Origin of the sequence: Pseudobacillus sp. FSL P4-0506 (assembly GCF_038003025.1) — a bacterium.
Lineage (GTDB): Bacteria > Bacillota > Bacilli > Bacillales > Domibacillaceae > Pseudobacillus.
Window position 1 is genome coordinate 813,396 of the sequence record NZ_JBBOOI010000001.1, and the last position, 17,669, is coordinate 831,064.

Here is a 17,669-nt window from a genome sequence, read left to right on the forward strand (position 1 = left end):
CCGGGCTTTTTATATTTTCCCATTTGTTCTTCTTCTGCTTTTTATGTAAAATTAGATGGAAGCTTGCTGAAAGAAGTGGAAGAATGGCTGCGTGTGCGGCTTATTTTTTTGCCGTCGGAAGCTTTTATGGCATAATTTGAGATATTAACATAAGGGAGCGATAATTTTGGGAAAAGTATATGTGTTCGATCACCCATTAATCCAGCATAAGTTAACGATTATTCGCGACAAAGAAACAGGAACGAAAGAATTCCGTGAATTAGTAGATGAAGTGGCTACGCTGATGGCTTTTGAAATTACACGGGACATGCCTCTTAAAGAAGTAGCCATTCAAACACCGGTATGTGAAGCGAATGCTAAAATTCTTGCTGGCAAAAAGCTAGGCATTGTTCCCATTCTCCGTGCTGGTATTGGCATGGTAGATGGAATTTTAAAATTAATTCCGGCTGCTAAAGTAGGCCATGTCGGGCTATATCGTGATCCGGAAACACTAAAGCCTGTTGAATATTATGTAAAGCTCCCAACGGATGTGGAAGAGCGTGATTTTATCGTAGTAGACCCAATGCTTGCTACAGGAGGATCAGCAGTAGAAGCGATCCATTCCTTGAAAAAGCGTGGAGCAAAGAATATTAAATTTATGTGCTTAGTGGCGGCTCCTGAAGGTGTAGAGGCTATCCAGGAAATCCATCCAGATGTTGATATTTACATTGCTGCCTTGGATGAAAAGCTGAATGAAAAAGGCTACATTGTACCAGGATTGGGAGATGCAGGCGATCGCCTGTTTGGAACAAAATAATTAGAAGTAGGTGCAAAGAAGATGAACCGCCCGATTAAAGTAATGACCATTTTTGGAACGCGCCCTGAAGCGATTAAAATGGCTCCGCTCGTTCTGGAATTGCAGAAATATCCTGAGCAGTTTGAATCTATTGTCACTGTAACGGCGCAGCATCGGCAAATGCTCGATCAGGTGCTTGAGATCTTTAACATCACTCCAGACTACGATTTAAATATTATGAAGGATCGTCAGACACTTATTGATGTAACGACGCGTGGATTGGAAGGGCTTGACGGAATAATGAAAGAAGTTAAGCCAGATATTGTGCTCGTACACGGAGATACAACGACTACATTTGTTGCAAGTCTCGCTGCTTTCTATAATCAAATTGCCGTTGGCCATGTTGAAGCAGGATTGCGCACATGGAATAAATACTCTCCGTTTCCGGAGGAGATGAACCGTCAATTAACAGGAGTCATGGCTGATCTTCATTTCTCACCTACAGATGAAGCGGAAGAGAACTTACTTAATGAAGGAAAAAAAGCAGAAACCATCTTTGTAACAGGCAACACAGCCATTGATGCGCTAAAAACAACAGTGAAAGAGAGCTACAGCAATGAAGTGCTGGATAAGCTTGGCAGCGATCGCCTTGTCTTAATGACTGCTCACCGCCGTGAAAATCTTGGTGAGCCGATGCGCAGCATGTTCCGTGCAATCAAGCGACTCGTTGAAGAAAACGACGATATTCAAGTGGTCTACCCGATGCATATGAATCCGGTCGTCCGTGAAATTGCTGGTGAAATTCTCGGCAATGATCCGCGCATCCATCTTATCGAACCGCTTGACGTAATCGACTTCCATAACTTTGCGGCGAGAGCACACTTGATTTTAACTGACTCTGGCGGCGTGCAGGAAGAAGCGCCTTCTCTTGGTGTGCCTGTTCTTGTCCTTCGCGATACCACTGAACGTCCAGAAGGAATTAAAGCCGGTACATTAAAGCTTGCCGGTGTAGATGAAGAAGCCATTTATCGGATGGCGACTGAATTGCTGAACGATCAGGCTGAATATGAGAGAATGTCTAAGGCCTCCAATCCATATGGAGATGGGGAAGCTTCCCGTCGCATTTGCGAAGCGATCCTTTATCATTTTAAAGCAACGGATCAAAAGCCGGACCGTTTTTAAAGAGGCTCTGTTAAAGGTCTATGTTGATTGAAGCGAAAGTCGCAAAGGCTCCTCCATCTTACATTCGTATAGTTTCATCATGTGGGGGAGGGGAGCCAGTAGAAGACGAGTGCAAATCAACGCTTATCATTAACAGAAACTTAAATAAAAAAAGGAACTGCCCTGACAGTTCCTTTTTTTATTTAATGGCCAATCGGCAGATCTTTGGTAGACTTGAGGATTGGCAATGGAGAATAAGCCGAAATCAAATGAACTTCCGAGGGAAAGAAAAGAAATTTTTATTCAGAAAAGGGTATGTTTTTACAATTATTTTTTACTTATCACCTGTGATAAGTAATTCTTATGGAAAGATTTAAATTTTGATCAATTTGTGAAATGTAACATACAATTTTTGAGGTTTTTTTTAGTATGCGTTGACATTAAAATACCCCTATTGTATGCTTACAAAGGGAAAAGAGCAAATACTATGAACTGAGCGTAAACGCTTTTTTTTTAGGTAGAACCCACGGTGGGCAGGAGTGTTTTACATGAAGAGCCGTAAAAGTGCGTTTAAGGCGATGAGTTTGTACAGTGCAGTTTTGGCACAGTTGACAGGATCTATTCTCATCGGGATTTTTGCCGGACGCTGGCTTGATGAAAAATGGAAAACTGAACCACTTTTTTTAATCATCGGACTGCTCTTAGGATTAACTGCGGGCGTTTTTTCTATGCTTAAGACGGTTAACCACTTCAATTCGGAGGATTAATAAATTATGGGGGAACTCCAGCACTCACTTTCCAGACATCGAAAGTATTTATTATATTTGCTCGCCATCTTTGTTTTCTGCTGGGGAATTATGCCTTACAAGGCGATTTTCGGCGGCCTCATTCTTGGAACAGCTTTTAGCTTGTTCAACCACTGGTTAATGTTGAAGCGGATGCAACGTTTCAACACCGCACTTGAGCGCGGCAATAAAGTCCAATCGCTAGGCACGATGTCACGAATGGCATCCGCTGGCGCAGCTGCTCTCATTGCCCTTCGTTATCCGGATCATTTCAACATTATCAGTACAGTTTTGGGATTAATGGCATCCTATATTGTCATTATGATAGATTTTTTTATTCATTTTCTAATAAAAAGAAAAACCGGGGAAGAGAGGTGAAAACAGTTGCATCACGAAAATCCATTATATCATTGGGAAGTATTTGACGGTTTTACTTTAACTTTCAACTTAGCCAACGTATTAATGATCACTGTTGCCAGTGCAATCGTTTTCTTAATTGCAGTTATTTCCACAAGAAAACTGGCAATGAAGCCTACCGGGCTGCAGAACTTTTTTGAGTGGATCATGGACTTTGTGAAAGGGATCGTCAAGAGTAACATGGACTGGAAAACGGGAGGACGTTTCCATGTTCTTGGAATTACACTGCTTATGTACATTGCAGTTTCCAACTTTCTTGGTCTTCCATTTTCAGTGGTAAAAGATGGCGTGCTCTGGTGGAAATCTCCAACAGCAGACCCGGTGATCACTCTAACATTAGCAGTTATGGTTGTCGCTCTGTCACATTATTATGGAATTAAAATGAAGGGCTTTACAGAGTATGGAAAGGATTACTTCCGTCCAATGGGATTCTTATTCCCGTTGAAAATTGTAGAGGAGTTTGCTAATACGCTGACTCTTGGCCTTCGACTTTATGGAAACATCTTTGCTGGTGAAATCCTTCTTGGATTGCTAGCAGGAAGCCTTGCTACAGGAGTGGGCGGACATTTAGCTGCCATCCTTCCAACATTAGCATGGCAAGGATTCTCCGTCTTTGTCGGTGGAATCCAGGCATTTATCTTCACCATGTTAACAATGGTTTATATTGCTCACAAAGTGAGCAGCGACCATTAAAATATACCCAGTTCATCTAATGAACAAACCTATTTTTAAACAAATACATTATTTATACATTTAAAGGAGGAAATTTTAAAATGGGTCTTTTAGCAGCAGCAATCGCAATCGGTTTAGCCGCACTTGGTGCAGGTATCGGTAACGGTCTTATCGTATCTAGAACAGTTGAAGGTATCGCTCGTCAACCAGAAGCTCGCGGTATGCTTCAAACAACAATGTTCATCGGGGTAGCGTTAGTAGAGGCGATTCCTATCATCGCTGTAGTTATCGCGTTCATGGTTCAAGGTCAGTAAGAAAAGCGGAAGCGCCTGTCCAGCCGCGACAAGCATAAGGCGATTTGGCAGAATGGCGCTTTTCAGCCATGCAGCCGAATTGACTTGTGATCTCGAGCGGCTAGGCGCTACAGCTGGACAAGGTAAACATATTAAGGGATTTTTGTTCCAATGGCGAAGATCATTCCAAGCGAACCTTCGCCATTGCTTTATGTTCGAAGTGTAACAAGCAGTTCCATTCTTTTTATACAGACCTTTTCCTCAAGAAGGGGAGGGGGGGGAAACTCTTGAAAGGAGTGAAGTGGGCGTGTTAGCAAACGCATTCGTACTTGGATCGTCAGCCGGCTTTAACGGCGGGGACATTTTGTTCCAATTGATCATGTTTATTATTTTACTAGCGCTGATTAAAAAGTTTGCCTGGGGACCTTTAATGGGAATCATGCAACAGCGTGAAGATCATATTGCATCAGAAATTGACGCGGCAGAAAAAAGCCGGGTTGAAGCAAATAAATTATTAGAAGAAACTCGAGCAGAATTAAAAGCATCTCGCCAGCAAGCTCAAGAAATCATTGAGAATGCCAAGAAAGTGGGCGACAGTCAAAAAGCAGAAATCATTGCGGCTGCTCGTGCAGAAGCCGAGCGCTTAAAAGAGTCTGCTAAGATGGAAATTGAGCAGCAGACTGAACAAGCAATGGCATCTCTTCGTGAGCAAGTAGCCTCTTTATCTGTATTGATTGCTTCTAAAGTAATTGAAAAAGATTTAAGTGTAGCAGATCAAGAAAAACTGATTAACGAGTATATCCAAGAGGCAGGGGAAAAGTGATGAGTGATTCCGTAGTGGCAAAACGCTATGCGCTGGCTCTTTTCAAAATTGCCAAAGAACATCAGCAACTTCAGCAGATCGGAGAAGAGCTGCAGGTAGTGAAAGCCGTTTTTCAGGAAAACAAAAACTTGCTTCCTCTACTTGACTCTCCGAAGCTAACAATTGAAGAAAAACAAGCACTGATAAAGAATGCTTTTTCAGAGGCTTCTACTTATGTGACTAACATATTAATGCTTTTAATCTCGCGTCATCGTGAAGGAGATATTATTGCCGTAGTTGATGCGTATACGAATCTAGCTCATGAAGAGCAAGGTCTCGCTGAAGCAACTGTTGAGTCTGTACGTCCTTTAACAGACGAAGAGACGAAGCAAATTTCCACTCAATTTGCCAAGAAAGTGGGCAAACAAGCTCTGGAAATTACGAATATCATCAATCCGCAGTTACTTGGCGGCTTAAAGGTGCGCATTGGCAACCGTATTTTTGATGGTAGCCTGCGTGGGAAATTAGATCGGCTTGAAAAACAATTAATAGCAAAATAACGAATGAAAAGCAAAATATCTGTATTTTGTTTCTTGTTCGAATACAACTACTACAATTATATGAGGGGTGAAATTCATGAGCATCAAAGCTGAAGAAATCAGTGCGCTGATTAAAAAGCAGATTGAGAACTTCCAGTCAGACATTACAGTAAACGATGTCGGTACAATTATTCACGTAGGTGATGGTATCGCTCGTGCTCATGGCCTCGACAATGTCATGGCTGGAGAACTGCTTGAGTTCTCAAACGGTGTCATGGGTATGGCACAAAACTTAGAGGAAAACAACGTAGGTATTATCATCCTTGGACCTTACACAGATATTCGTGAAGGTGATGAAGTACGTCGCACAGGCCGCATCATGGAAGTCCCTGTTGGGGAAGAATTAATCGGCCGCGTTGTAAACTCTCTTGGACAGCCTGTAGATGGTCTTGGCCCGATTAATACAACAAAAACTCGTCCGATTGAAAGCAAGGCAACAGGAGTTATGGATCGTAAATCTGTTCATGAGCCTTTACAAACAGGAATTAAGGCGATTGACGCACTTGTGCCAATTGGCCGTGGTCAACGTGAATTGATTATCGGTGACCGCCAAACTGGTAAAACAACTGTAGCGATCGATACAATTCTTAACCAAAGAGATCAAGATATGATCTGTATCTATGTCGCTATTGGACAAAAAGAATCTACTGTTCGTGGAACAGTTGAAACGCTTCGTAAGCATGGAGCGCTTGATTATACAATCGTTGTAACTGCTTCCGCGTCTTCACCAGCTCCAATGCTATTCCTTGCTCCATATGCTGGAGTAACGATGGCAGAAGAGTTCATGTTCAACGGTAAACATGTTCTGATCGTGTATGATGATTTATCTAAACAAGCGGCAGCTTACCGTGAACTTTCCTTATTATTACGTCGTCCTCCAGGTCGTGAAGCTTACCCTGGTGATGTTTTCTACTTGCACTCCCGTTTACTCGAGCGTGCAGCTAAATTGAACGATGAATTAGGAGCAGGTTCAATTACAGCTCTTCCATTCGTTGAAACACAAGCAGGCGATATCTCTGCTTACATTCCAACGAACGTTATCTCTATCACTGACGGACAGATCTTCTTGCAGTCTGACTTGTTCTTCTCAGGCGTACGTCCTGCGATTAACGCTGGTCTTTCTGTATCACGTGTTGGTGGGTCCGCTCAAATTAAAGCGATGAAAAAAGTAGCCGGTACTCTTCGTCTGGACTTAGCTGCTTACCGTGAACTCGAAGCGTTTGCACAGTTCGGCTCTGATCTTGATAAAGCTACCCAAGCAAAATTAAATCGTGGAGCGCGTACTGTTGAAGTGTTAAAGCAAGACTTGAACAAGCCGCTTAAAGTTGAAAAGCAAGTAGTTATTCTTTATGCGTTGACACGCGGTCTTTTAGACGATATTCCAGTAGGAGATATCCGACGTTTCGAAGATGAACTGTTAAGCTGGTTAGATCACAACCATACAAACGTGTTAGAACATATTCGCACAACGAAAGAACTTGCTTCTGATGATGAAATGAAAGCAGCCATCAACGAGTTCAAAAAGACGTTCGCGAAGTCCGAATAATTATCCAGATAGTCAAAAGCGGGAGTGGGTCGAAATGATCCTTCCCTCTTTCTAGGTAAATTTCTAACATAAAAAAGGGTGGTGAGAACCAGTGGCATCGTTACGCGACATAAAGACTCGGATTACTTCTACTAAAAAGACGAGCCAGATCACAAAAGCGATGGAAATGGTTTCCGCTTCTAAATTGAACCGTGCCGAAACAAATGCCAAAGCATTTGTTCCTTACATGGAAAAAATTCAGGAAGTGGTCGCATCCATTGCTCTTGGCAGCAAAGATGTAACACATCCGATGCTAGTCTCCCGCCCCGTTAAAAAAACCGGGTATTTGGTTATTACCTCTGACCGCGGTTTGGCGGGAGCTTATAACAGCAGCATTCTTCGCCTTGTCAGCAACAAAATTAAAGAACGTCATTCTTCTAAAGATGAATACGTAATTATTGCAGTTGGACGTATGGGCCGCGATTTCTTCCTTCATCGGGGAATGAACGTGGGCTTAGACATCGTCGGCTTGCCTGATCAGCCTTCTTTTTCTGACATTAAAGATATCGCAAACAAAGCGGTCAGCTTCTTCTCAGAAGGAATGTACGACGAGCTTTACATGTACTACAATCACTTTGTCAGCGCGATTCAGCAGGATGTAACAGAAAAGAAAGTGCTGCCTTTAACTGATATTGCTACGTCTTCTCAAAAGCTTACGGCTTATGAATTTGAGCCGGCAGCTGAGGAGATTATGGAAGTTCTTCTTCCGCAATATGCGGAAAGCTTGATTTTCGGTGCGCTTCTTGACGGCAAAGCCAGTGAGCATGCTGCCCGGATGTCTGCGATGAAAACTGCAACAGACAATGCAAAAGAATTAATCGATACATTAACATTGCAATACAACCGTGCACGTCAGGCGGCAATCACACAAGAAATTACAGAGATTGTCGGCGGCGTAGCAGCGTTAGAGTAGTCTAGAAAAGCGAAAGCGGCCTGATCAGCCCGATAGGAGGTTGGAGGGCTCGACAAGGAGTCGTTCTTCAGACTCCGACAGAGAGACCGAAACTGCCGTACGAGCTGGCCGCTGCAGCTAGACCAGAAAAGCGGAAGGTGCTTATCCAGCGGCGTATGGACTGGACAGCTCCGCATGAGATAAAGGAAACACGAAGAGCGTGAGCGATCCGATGTTGACTTATCGCAAGAAGGAGCAGGAAGTCCACTAGCCGCTAAGCGCCTGCAGCTAGACAATATTACATGTAATGAATGATCACAACATGATAGATTGAGCGATTACGACAGGAGGGAAAGAGATGAACAAAGGACGCGTTCTTCAAGTTATGGGTCCGGTCGTTGACGTGAAGTTTGAAAGCGGCCAACTTCCTGAGATCTATAACGCGTTAAAAGTGCAAATTGCTGCACAAGCTGATAAAGACGCCGTTGAGTTAACGCTTGAGGTAGCTATCCATTTAGGCGATGATACAGTGCGTACGATTGCCATGGATTCAACAGACGGTTTACAGCGTAATACAGAAGTAATAGACATGGGTCAGCCGATCTCTGTACCAGTAGGAGACATTACACTTGGCCGTGTATTTAACGTACTCGGTGAAACAATTGACTTAAATGAAGAGATTCCTGCAACTGCACAGCGCAATGCGATTCACCGTGCAGCTCCTAGCTTCGAACAGCTTTCTACAGAAGTTGAAATTCTTGAGACAGGTATTAAAGTAGTAGACTTGCTTGCTCCATATATTAAAGGTGGTAAGATCGGTCTCTTCGGTGGTGCCGGTGTAGGTAAAACCGTTCTTATTCAGGAATTGATCAACAACATCGCTCAAGAGCACGGCGGTATCTCTGTATTCGCTGGTGTTGGAGAGCGTACTCGTGAAGGAAATGACCTTTATCACGAGATGAGCGATTCTGGCGTTATTAGCAAAACAGCGATGGTTTTCGGCCAAATGAACGAACCTCCTGGTGCACGTATGCGTGTTGCTTTAACAGGTTTGACAATGGCAGAATACTTCCGTGATGAGCAAAGTCAGGACGTTCTTTTCTTCATCGATAACATTTTCCGTTTCACACAAGCAGGTTCTGAGGTTTCTGCCCTTTTAGGCCGTATGCCTTCTGCGGTTGGTTACCAGCCGACACTTGCTACTGAAATGGGTCAATTGCAAGAACGCATTACATCTACAAGCGTGGGTTCTGTTACATCTATCCAAGCGATTTACGTACCAGCCGATGACTATACTGACCCGGCTCCAGCTACAACATTCGCTCACTTAGATGCAACAACAAACCTTGAGCGTAAGCTTTCAGAAATGGGTATCTACCCAGCGGTGGATCCACTTGCTTCTACATCTCGTGCCCTTTCTCCAGAAATTGTTGGGGAAGAACACTATAGTGTAGCACGCCAAGTGCAGCAAACATTGCAACGTTACAGAGAGCTTCAAGATATTATTGCTATCCTCGGTATGGATGAGCTTTCAGAAGAAGACAAATTGGTCGTGGCACGTGCGCGCCGTATCCAATTCTTCTTATCACAAAACTTCCACGTAGCGGAGCAATTTACTGGCCAGCCAGGTTCTTATGTGCCGGTTAAAGAGACTGTTCGTGGATTCAAAGAAATTCTTGACGGCAAATATGACCATCTTCCTGAAGATGCATTCCGCTTAGTCGGTGGCATTGAAGATGTAATTGCCAGCGCGAAAGAAATGGGCGTAGAGGTATAATAAGGGACCAGGGGGTTAAACAATGAAGACATTTAAAGTCAGTATCGTCACTCCTGATGGCCCGGCGTATGAATCGGATGTTGAAATGGTAAGTGCCAAAGCTCAGACAGGTGAGCTTGGTATTTTACCAGGGCATATTCCAATGGTCGCCCCTTTACAAGTTGGCGCTGTTCGCTTAAACAAAGGCGCTGGAAAACCTGATTTGGTCGCGGTCAGCGGCGGATTTTTAGAAGTCCGTCCAGATCAGGTGACGATATTAGCACAAGCGGCTGAAACAGCGGAAAATATTGACATTGCCCGGGCAAAAGAGGCTAAAGCAAGAGCAGAAAGCCGACTGAGCAATAAACAAGACAATATAGATTTTAAACGTGCTGAATTAGCATTAAAACGGGCAACTAACCGTATTGACGTTTATGAAGGCAGAGTATAACAATGAAAAACCTTCCGGAAACGGGAGGTTTTTCCTCTAAAAGAGAAGGAAAGTTGTCTGCTCTTCTCATCGTTAATATAAAATTGTTATAAATCTAGTCAATGAGGGAGGGGTGCAAATGATGGCAAATTTTGGGCAGGATGCATTGTTCAGTATCTTGTCACATCTTGTCTTTATCGGTTTATCCTTTTGGGCACTGCAGGCTATTCGGTTGGATCAATTGATTAAAGCCAACCATGTGTTCCAAGCGCGCCTGTTATTTATAGTGTTATCCATTGCGATCGGTTCATCGGTCAGCAATTTCTTCCTTGATTACTTCATGTGGTCCCGCCAATTGCCGCTTTTATTCCAATAAAATTTGAAAATAGTTCTTCTTACATGCTTGTATTTTTTTCTATTTTGTATATTATTTCTTTAGGGAGATTTATATCTCTCAAGGCTTCTATATAAACACAAGTGAATATTTGAACAATTGGCATTGTCGACAAAGCATGTAATTTGTCGTGTTTTTCCCTGTTTATCTTTTCCCACCCAGGTCACACTGGTAGTAAGGGAGAGGATATCAATGAATCTATTAAAAAGTAGATATTATCTGTTAATAGTTTGTTTCATTGTATTTTTAATGGGGAATAACACAACTGCAAGTGGCGAAGGCAGTTCTTTGCTGCTCTTAACTGACAGTGTGAATGGTGTGAATGGATCGATCGAAGAATGGACCTTACATACTCGCGAACGCTTGACAGAAGAGCCGGATGTGGCGGCTCACAGACTTCAAGCCTTCTTAACCGAATGGAAAGTTACGTCTCTTGATACGGCAAATACTCATGGCTATCTTTTTGAACACACACAAGGAACCGTTCAACAGAGGATCCAAGTGATTTCTTCTGACACAGCCGGAGGTGTTGCCTACATGCTCTATTCTGTCACTGCAGCCGATGAAAAGGAGATTAGATCCTTCTTGGCAAAAGAGTTTCAATCTACATATTCACAGATTTTCCATAGAACGCCACAGATTTTTACTTGTATCAAAGGGAAGTTTGATGGTACACTTGAAGAAGTTTTGTCAAATCAACTTGATAAATTACTATCGAACTGGAAAGCTGAAAAAAGAGAAGCTGTTTCTGAAACGGACTTCTACTCTTTATCTATTTATTCGGAGCGTTTCACGAGCAATCTTCCGCTCTCGGATCATGAAATGAATGTACAAGTTGGACTAAGAAAAAAACAGAGAGGCACTGAGACGAATTTTGTGATAGGCACGCCTCTCATTACGATTGAATATTAATATATAAATTGGACGCGGAGGGGAAAAGTTTGGAAAAAATTATCGTCCGCGGCGGTCATAAATTAAGCGGAACTGTGAAAGTAGAAGGCGCAAAAAATTCAGTTCTGCCGGTCATCGCCGCTACATTATTAGCCAGTAAAGGGAAGAGTGTGATTCGGGATGTACCGACTCTCTCTGATGTATATACAATAAATGAAGTACTTCGTCATCTAAACTGTCAGGTTCACTTTGAAAATAATACAGTAACCGTAGACGCATCTGAAGAGTTGTTCGTTGAGGCGCCATTTGAGTATGTACGCAAAATGCGGGCGTCTGTTCTTGTCATGGGTTCATTGCTTGCACGTACAGGAAAAGCAAGAGTGGCTTTGCCAGGCGGCTGTGCCATTGGCTCGCGCCCAATCGATCAGCATTTAAAGGGATTTGAAGCGATGGGTGCGGTTGTACGAGTAGAAAATGGTTTCATTGAGGCTGAAGTGACAACACGATTAAAAGGAGCAAAAATCTATCTTGACTTTCCAAGCGTAGGGGCCACGGAAAACATTATGATGGCCGCTGCTTTAGCTGACGGCACGACTGTACTTGAAAATGCAGCTAAAGAACCGGAAATTGTAGACCTTGCTAACCTGCTGAATGCGATGGGCGGAAAAGTAGTCGGTGCCGGTACGGAAACGATTCGAATTGAAGGTGTCAATGAGCTTCAGGGAGCTGACCATACAATCATTCCTGACCGTATTGAAGCTGGAACCTTTATGGTAGCTGCTGCTATTACAGGCGGCAATGTACTTGTTCAAGGGGCTGTGCCTGAACATATGTCTTCATTAATTGCCAAGCTGAAGGAAATGGGCGTGCAAATTACAGAAGAAGAAAACGGTGTGCGCGTGGTTGGTCCTGAAGCTTTGAAGGCCGTTGACATTAAAACAATGCCTCATCCAGGATTCCCGACAGATATGCAATCGCAGATGATGGCTCTACTGCTAAAAGCACAAGGCACGAGCATGATTACTGAAACGGTATTTGAAAATCGTTTTATGCACGTAGAAGAGTTTCGCCGCATGAACGTCAATATTAAAATTGAAGGCCGTTCGGTCATCATTAACGGCCCGGCAGACATTCAAGGTGCAGAGGTGGCAGCCACTGATCTGCGTGCAGCCGCTGCGTTAATTCTAGCAGGCCTTGTTGGAGAAGGTTATACACGCGTAACAGAGCTGAAGCACCTTGATCGTGGATATGTTAATTTCCACGGCAAGTTGGCCGCTCTCGGCGCAGATATTATTCGAGTAAAGGAAGAAGAGGAAGAAATGCCGACTTCATCTTCTGAAAAAATCATTACAGATATTAATGCTTAATTTTCAAAGAGGCTGTTCTGCTAGTTTGCAGAGCAGCTTCTTTTTATTTATTCATTTTGCAGCAAAAGGTGACTACTACTTACCTAATACATGAACCATTTGGCCAAGCGGATCTATGTGGATGTATGATGCGGATAGAAACAGCAAGCAAAAGCCTTGATCCAACATCAGAAAGTAAGGGAGAAAGAAAAAAGTCATATCGATACAGTGCCTGCCATATTCTTAAATGTGAGCATTCACTTTGTGCTCAATACTATAAATGGAGGCCTCTTTTTGATGAAAAAACGACACTCTATCTCCTTTCTCCTTGCTGGACTCATTGCAGTTGCTGTTATTGTTCCCTCGCTACTCGTTATTTTGTTTTCATCAGAAGAAGAGGAAGCAGCCGAAACAACCAAGAAAAAAACACCTGAAGCAGCTTTGCAGGAGCCGGCTGTAGAAGTAGCAGTATTTCGCTCAAATACTAAGCAGACGGAAACTTTTCCGCTTGAGGAATATGTAGCCGGGGTAGTGGCGGCAGAAATGCCAGCTTCATTTGAAAAGGAAGCACTAAAAGCCCAAGCTTTAACAGCGAGAACATTTGTGGTCAAGCAGATCATGAGTGGCAGTAAAGTCAATGGCCAGGCAAATGTGACAGACACTGTTGCTCACCAAGTATTTAAAACAAAGGAAGAGTTAAAGAAAGTCTGGGGGAATGATTTTACATGGAAATCCGAAAAAATTGATGAGGCTGTACAAGAAACAGCAGGACAAATTATCACGCACAATGGCACCCCGATTACCGCTTCCTTCTTTTCAACGAGTAACGGCTACACAGAGAACTCAGAAGACTACTGGAATGAGCCGCTTCCTTATTTAAAGAGTGTAGCAAGTCCTTGGGATAAAGCTTCTCCTGAATATAGTTCTAAAAAGGTGATGCCGCTCGCCGAGTTTGAAAGGAAACTGGGGGTATCTGTAAAAGAAACAGCAGAGGCGGGTACAATTACTGCTCGTACTCCAGGAAAACGCATTGCCTCAGTAAAGATTGGCGGAAAAGAGTTTTCGGGAAGGGAAGTACGTGAAAAACTCGGACTAGCTTCGTCTGATTTCAGCTGGGTCATGAAGTCGGGGAATATGATTATTACGACGAAAGGCTATGGACATGGAGTGGGAATGAGCCAATACGGCGCAAATGGCATGGCAAAAGAAGGGAAAAACTACAGACAAATTATCGCTCATTATTATCAGCAGACGAAAATAGAGAGCGCCGAAAGCTTTGTGAAAGAAAAAGTGACAGCAAAAAAATAACTCCTTGTTATCTGACACAAGGAGTTAGGAGCTTGCCCAATGAGTGAACTTGTTCATTAGACGACTGATTAAACTGTCCGGCCGCTGAAAATACGTAAATTGAACGATAAAAAAGCAGACGAGTACTCCTGTCACGTCTTTTACTGCGTCAATGACCGTAGCGGAACGCGACGGAACAAACGCCTGATGAATTTCATCAATAAATCCATAGAAGCAGGCAATTAAAGCGGCCGCCAAGTGAACGGTGCTTGTGAAGCGCCCATGGGCTAAAAAAGCATTAACAATTAAACTATATAAAATCGCAAATTCAATTAAATGTAGGGATTCTTTAAAAAAGCGGTCTACCTCACTTTGAGGGAGTTCAATGATCACATTATCCGGCATACTAGACATCATCCATACGGCTGCCATATAGAGAAAAGGAGCAATAGTGGACAAGCTTTTTGCCAATCTTTTCAAATAGATACACCACCTTAACTGATTATAAGATTTATCCCATTCTATCATGATTTGTCACTCTCTCATTTTCGGTTTTGTGGCATATTTATAACGTTTTTTCCAAAAACGAAAATTTTTCCAAATGGAGGTATAGATTCATTGGAAAGTGTTCACACTGGTTGCTGAGGTGATGAACATGAGAGAGGGAGAAAAGAAAAACACTTCTCAAAAACTGAAAAAAATCTTTAAAAACCGCTGGGTGTTCCCTGCTATCTACTTAATGAGTGCCGCAATTTTAATTTCAGGCATTGTCTGGTACCAAATGGCAGGCCCGGGGAAAGAGCAAGTGAAAGGCCCGAAAGAAAGTGCTGTAGATGAGGAAATGTTTAATCAGCCGGCGGAAGAAGTCAATTCATCTGTGGAGCAAATGGCTTTGCCTTTAAAAGATGAAGACAAAGCAGTCATCAAAACCAACTTTTATGATGAGAAGGCCTCTGAAAAACAACAAGAAGAAGCTCTTGTAGTCTATAATAATACGTACCAGCCAAACACAGGAATTGATTATGCAACAAAAGAAGGCAAAACATTTAATGTTACAGCCGCTTTAAGCGGAAAAGTAACGAAGGTACAGGAAAACGATGCTTTGCTGGGCAACGTTATTGTGATTGAACATGCTGATGGTTTTGTCACGCAGTATCAATCAGTAAAAGATATTAAAGTAGCAGAAGGCGATCAAGTTTCCCAAGGGGATGTTATCGCAAAAGCTGGTAAAAGTCTCTTTAACGAAAAAGCAGGCACTCATTTGCACTTTGAAGTGCGCAAAGATAATGTAGCTATCAACCCACTTGAATGTTTTAATAAAACGGTAGCGGCGATTGAAGAATCAATTAAGCCGGTACAAGCAGAAAAATCCACTGACAGTGCAACAGAGGAATCTACCGACAGTACGACAGAGGAGTCCACTGACAGTGCAACAGAGGGATCTACCGACAGTACGACAGAGGAATCCACTGACAATGCGACAGAAGAGTCAGTTGAAGAAACAGAAGAAAGTCCTTCTAGTCAAGAACAGAATAGCAGCACGATTGAAAAGGATGACAGCAGCTCATAATGGGCTGCTGTTTTTATTTATTCTATGCAAATGGAACCTGGCCATTTTTAATTAAAATTCCCTACTCCTGTACATATTTTCCTGCCAACCCCAATATAGTAATAATAAAACCTGTATAAAGCAAAAGGGATGGTTTGAGGTGAGGAGTCGTTAGACGAACAAATACCTGATGATAACAAGAGCAGTCTAGTTGCCGAAGAGAAGAAAGTGAGAGCTTTCTTTCCGCGTGCAGGCACTGCTGCATGCGGGTTTATATTATTTCATTCAAGCGAAAGCGAGTCTCATTTCACACGTCTCACATCCAATGAAGGAGGCGAGCGGTGTGCACGATTACATCAAAGAGAGGACAATCAGAATTGGTAAGTATATCGTGGAGACAAGGAAAACCGTGCGGGTGATCGCAAAAGAGTTTGGAGTATCGAAAAGTACTGTGCATAAAGATCTGACGGAGCGGCTGCCGGAAGTGAACCCAGAACTTGCTCAGCAGGTGAAAGAAATTCTGGATTATCACAAATCTATTCGTCACCTGCGCGGGGGTGAAGCGACAAAGAAAAAGTATTCAGACGCATTAAGAAAAGCAAGTGGTTCAGGAGCTGAAGTATGATCATTCGCATAAATAAAAAAGGAAATCTGCCTCGTGGGGCGGATTTTTTTGCGTGTGAAGAAATGAGAAAATTTACAAATAATCCGGCTTTTTCATGTCAAGTATGGTAGAATAAAAAATTGGGAACTCTTTCTGATTCATACGAAAATAGACATAAAAAGATGGAAATAAATAAAAACTATTTAATAAAAAAAGGGGGGCTGCTCTAATGATTTCAAAGGACATTGGAATTGATTTGGGGACAGCAAATGTATTGATTCACGTGAAAGGCCAAGGAATTGTATTAAACGAGCCTTCAGTCGTGGCCATTGATAAAAATACGAATAAGGTCCTTGCTGTAGGTGAAGAGGCACACCGTATGGTCGGTAGAACGCCAGGAAACATTATAGCTATCCGTCCACTAAAGGATGGGGTGATCGCCGATTTTGACGTAACAGAATCGATGCTAAAGCATTTTATGAACAAGCTGAACTTAAAAGGTTTGCTTTCAAAGCCGCGCATCTTGATCTGCTGTCCAACGAACATTACGAGCGTGGAGCAAAAAGCGATCCGTGAAGCTGCTGAAAAAAGCGGCGGGAAAACTGTTTATTTAGAAGAAGAACCGAAAGTGGCAGCGATTGGAGCAGGAATGGATATATTCGAACCGAGCGGCAACATGGTGGTTGATATTGGCGGCGGTACGACGGATGTCGCTGTTCTTTCCATGGGTTCGATCGTGACAGCTGCTTCTATTAAAATGGCCGGTGACAATTTTAACAATGAAATTTTAAATTACATTAAGAAAGAGTATAAATTGTTAATCGGGGAACGCACAGCTGAAGACATTAAAATTACAATCGGCAGCGTCTATCCAGGCGGACGCAGCGAAGAGATGGAAATTCGCGGCCGTGACATGGTTTCTGGTCTTCCGCGCCTGTTAGTGGTTAATTCGGAGGAAATTGAAGGAGCTCTTAGAGAGTCGATAGCTGTAATTGTGAAAGCGGCAAAAGATGTGCTTGAAAAGACGCCGCCTGAGTTATCCGCTGACATTATTGACCGCGGCGTGATTTTAACTGGGGGCGGTGCGTTGCTTCACGGCATTGATCAGCTATTGGCCGAAGAGTTGAAGGTGCCGGTATTTATTGCAGAAAATCCAATGGATAGCGTAGCAGTAGGAACGGGCATCATGCTTGATAACATAGATAAATTGTCAAAAGTAAAGTTAGCATAAACGAGATGAGCGGCTCATCTCGTTTTTTAAATTTTTATTTAAATGAGCAAATGTTATTAACTTTTTCTAGTTTTTGGCCGATGAAAAAGAGTGATATAATAAAGCAAACATAGGACTAAAAATTAAGTAGATAGACTGAGATGGAAGTTATATAGAAGAAAGATCAGCACTTGCGAGTTGCTTCACGGTTTCTGGAATGT

20 protein-coding genes are annotated in these 17,669 nt (G+C 42.8%); 19 read left to right on the plus strand and 1 reads right to left on the minus strand.

What is annotated here, in order from left to right; translation table 11 throughout:
• Positions 1 to 166 precede the first annotated feature (166 nt).
• The 16 genes from upp (at position 167) to spoIID (ending at position 14,106) form a co-directional block, all read left to right on the plus strand.
• Positions 167 to 796 carry a uracil phosphoribosyltransferase gene (gene upp / locus MKZ02_RS04030; RefSeq protein WP_120035289.1) on the plus strand — a complete coding sequence of 210 codons (630 nt, stop codon included), beginning with the start codon at positions 167 to 169 and terminating at the stop codon, positions 794 to 796.
• 21 nt (positions 797 to 817) lie between these two features.
• On the plus strand, positions 818 to 1,957 hold the full coding sequence (wecB, locus tag MKZ02_RS04035; protein ID WP_340851980.1) for a non-hydrolyzing UDP-N-acetylglucosamine 2-epimerase: 1,140 nt from the start codon (positions 818 to 820) through the stop codon (positions 1,955 to 1,957).
• Positions 1,958 to 2,484: 527 nt separating this feature from the next.
• Complete coding sequence (locus tag MKZ02_RS04040) at positions 2,485 to 2,703, plus strand: AtpZ/AtpI family protein (RefSeq protein ID WP_120035285.1); 219 nt, start codon at positions 2,485 to 2,487, stop codon at positions 2,701 to 2,703.
• A 6-nt stretch (positions 2,704 to 2,709) separates the two neighbouring features.
• Positions 2,710 to 3,099, plus strand: coding sequence for an ATP synthase subunit I (locus MKZ02_RS04045; RefSeq protein ID WP_340851983.1), 390 nt, complete (start codon positions 2,710 to 2,712; stop codon positions 3,097 to 3,099).
• A gap of 6 nt (positions 3,100 to 3,105) precedes the next feature.
• The gene (gene atpB / locus MKZ02_RS04050; RefSeq protein WP_120035281.1) at positions 3,106 to 3,831 is read left to right on the plus strand and encodes a F0F1 ATP synthase subunit A; all 726 of its coding nucleotides are present in this window, start codon (positions 3,106 to 3,108) and stop codon (positions 3,829 to 3,831) included.
• An 80-nt stretch (positions 3,832 to 3,911) separates the two neighbouring features.
• Entirely contained in the window at positions 3,912 to 4,124 is a 213-nt protein-coding gene (gene atpE, locus MKZ02_RS04055) for a F0F1 ATP synthase subunit C (protein ID WP_006838507.1), read from the plus strand.
• A 286-nt stretch (positions 4,125 to 4,410) separates the two neighbouring features.
• Positions 4,411 to 4,926, plus strand: coding sequence for a F0F1 ATP synthase subunit B (locus tag MKZ02_RS04060; protein ID WP_120035279.1), 516 nt, complete (start codon positions 4,411 to 4,413; stop codon positions 4,924 to 4,926).
• The gene (locus tag MKZ02_RS04065) at positions 4,926 to 5,465 is read left to right on the plus strand and encodes a F0F1 ATP synthase subunit delta (RefSeq protein ID WP_120035277.1); all 540 of its coding nucleotides are present in this window, start codon (positions 4,926 to 4,928) and stop codon (positions 5,463 to 5,465) included. The genes MKZ02_RS04060 and MKZ02_RS04065 overlap by 1 nt, the downstream gene beginning before the upstream one ends.
• A 76-nt stretch (positions 5,466 to 5,541) precedes the next feature.
• The gene (gene atpA, locus MKZ02_RS04070) at positions 5,542 to 7,050 is read left to right on the plus strand and encodes a F0F1 ATP synthase subunit alpha (protein WP_120035275.1); all 1,509 of its coding nucleotides are present in this window, start codon (positions 5,542 to 5,544) and stop codon (positions 7,048 to 7,050) included.
• A 91-nt stretch (positions 7,051 to 7,141) separates the two neighbouring features.
• Positions 7,142 to 8,002: an ATP synthase F1 subunit gamma gene (gene atpG, locus MKZ02_RS04075; protein WP_120035273.1), complete on the plus strand. Its 861-nt coding sequence runs from the start codon at positions 7,142 to 7,144 to the stop codon at positions 8,000 to 8,002.
• Between the two features lie 337 nt (positions 8,003 to 8,339).
• Positions 8,340 to 9,758 carry a F0F1 ATP synthase subunit beta gene (gene atpD, locus MKZ02_RS04080; protein WP_120035271.1) on the plus strand — a complete coding sequence of 473 codons (1,419 nt, stop codon included), beginning with the start codon at positions 8,340 to 8,342 and terminating at the stop codon, positions 9,756 to 9,758.
• Positions 9,759 to 9,780: 22 nt separating this feature from the next.
• The gene (locus MKZ02_RS04085) at positions 9,781 to 10,188 is read left to right on the plus strand and encodes a F0F1 ATP synthase subunit epsilon (protein WP_120035269.1); all 408 of its coding nucleotides are present in this window, start codon (positions 9,781 to 9,783) and stop codon (positions 10,186 to 10,188) included.
• A 118-nt stretch (positions 10,189 to 10,306) separates the two neighbouring features.
• Complete coding sequence (locus MKZ02_RS04090) at positions 10,307 to 10,543, plus strand: DUF1146 family protein (protein ID WP_120035267.1); 237 nt, start codon at positions 10,307 to 10,309, stop codon at positions 10,541 to 10,543.
• A 210-nt stretch (positions 10,544 to 10,753) separates the two neighbouring features.
• Positions 10,754 to 11,473, plus strand: a complete 720-nt coding sequence (locus tag MKZ02_RS04095) for a YwmB family TATA-box binding protein (protein ID WP_340852007.1) — start codon at positions 10,754 to 10,756, stop codon at positions 11,471 to 11,473.
• 29 nt (positions 11,474 to 11,502) lie between these two features.
• On the plus strand, positions 11,503 to 12,819 hold the full coding sequence (gene murA, locus MKZ02_RS04100; RefSeq protein ID WP_120035263.1) for a UDP-N-acetylglucosamine 1-carboxyvinyltransferase: 1,317 nt from the start codon (positions 11,503 to 11,505) through the stop codon (positions 12,817 to 12,819).
• Between the two features lie 276 nt (positions 12,820 to 13,095).
• Positions 13,096 to 14,106: a stage II sporulation protein D gene (spoIID, locus tag MKZ02_RS04105; protein ID WP_340856323.1), complete on the plus strand. Its 1,011-nt coding sequence runs from the start codon at positions 13,096 to 13,098 to the stop codon at positions 14,104 to 14,106.
• A gap of 24 nt (positions 14,107 to 14,130) precedes the next feature.
• On the opposite strand, the gene MKZ02_RS04110 is transcribed toward spoIID, so the two are convergent.
• Entirely contained in the window at positions 14,131 to 14,565 is a 435-nt protein-coding gene (locus MKZ02_RS04110) for a VanZ family protein (protein ID WP_259455632.1), read from the minus strand.
• Positions 14,566 to 14,740: 175 nt separating this feature from the next.
• On the opposite strand from MKZ02_RS04110, the gene MKZ02_RS04115 reads away from it, so the two are divergent.
• From MKZ02_RS04115 to MKZ02_RS04125, 3 genes are all read left to right on the plus strand, one after another.
• Positions 14,741 to 15,655 (plus strand): M23 family metallopeptidase, encoded by a 915-nt coding sequence (locus MKZ02_RS04115; protein WP_120035259.1) that lies wholly within the window; start codon positions 14,741 to 14,743, stop codon positions 15,653 to 15,655.
• Positions 15,656 to 15,977: 322 nt separating this feature from the next.
• Positions 15,978 to 16,259, plus strand: coding sequence for a sporulation transcriptional regulator SpoIIID (gene spoIIID / locus MKZ02_RS04120; protein WP_120035257.1), 282 nt, complete (start codon positions 15,978 to 15,980; stop codon positions 16,257 to 16,259).
• A 208-nt stretch (positions 16,260 to 16,467) separates the two neighbouring features.
• A complete protein-coding gene (locus MKZ02_RS04125; RefSeq protein WP_340852011.1) occupies positions 16,468 to 17,469 on the plus strand; it encodes a rod shape-determining protein in 1,002 nt (333 codons plus the stop codon).
• Positions 17,470 to 17,669 lie beyond the last annotated feature (200 nt).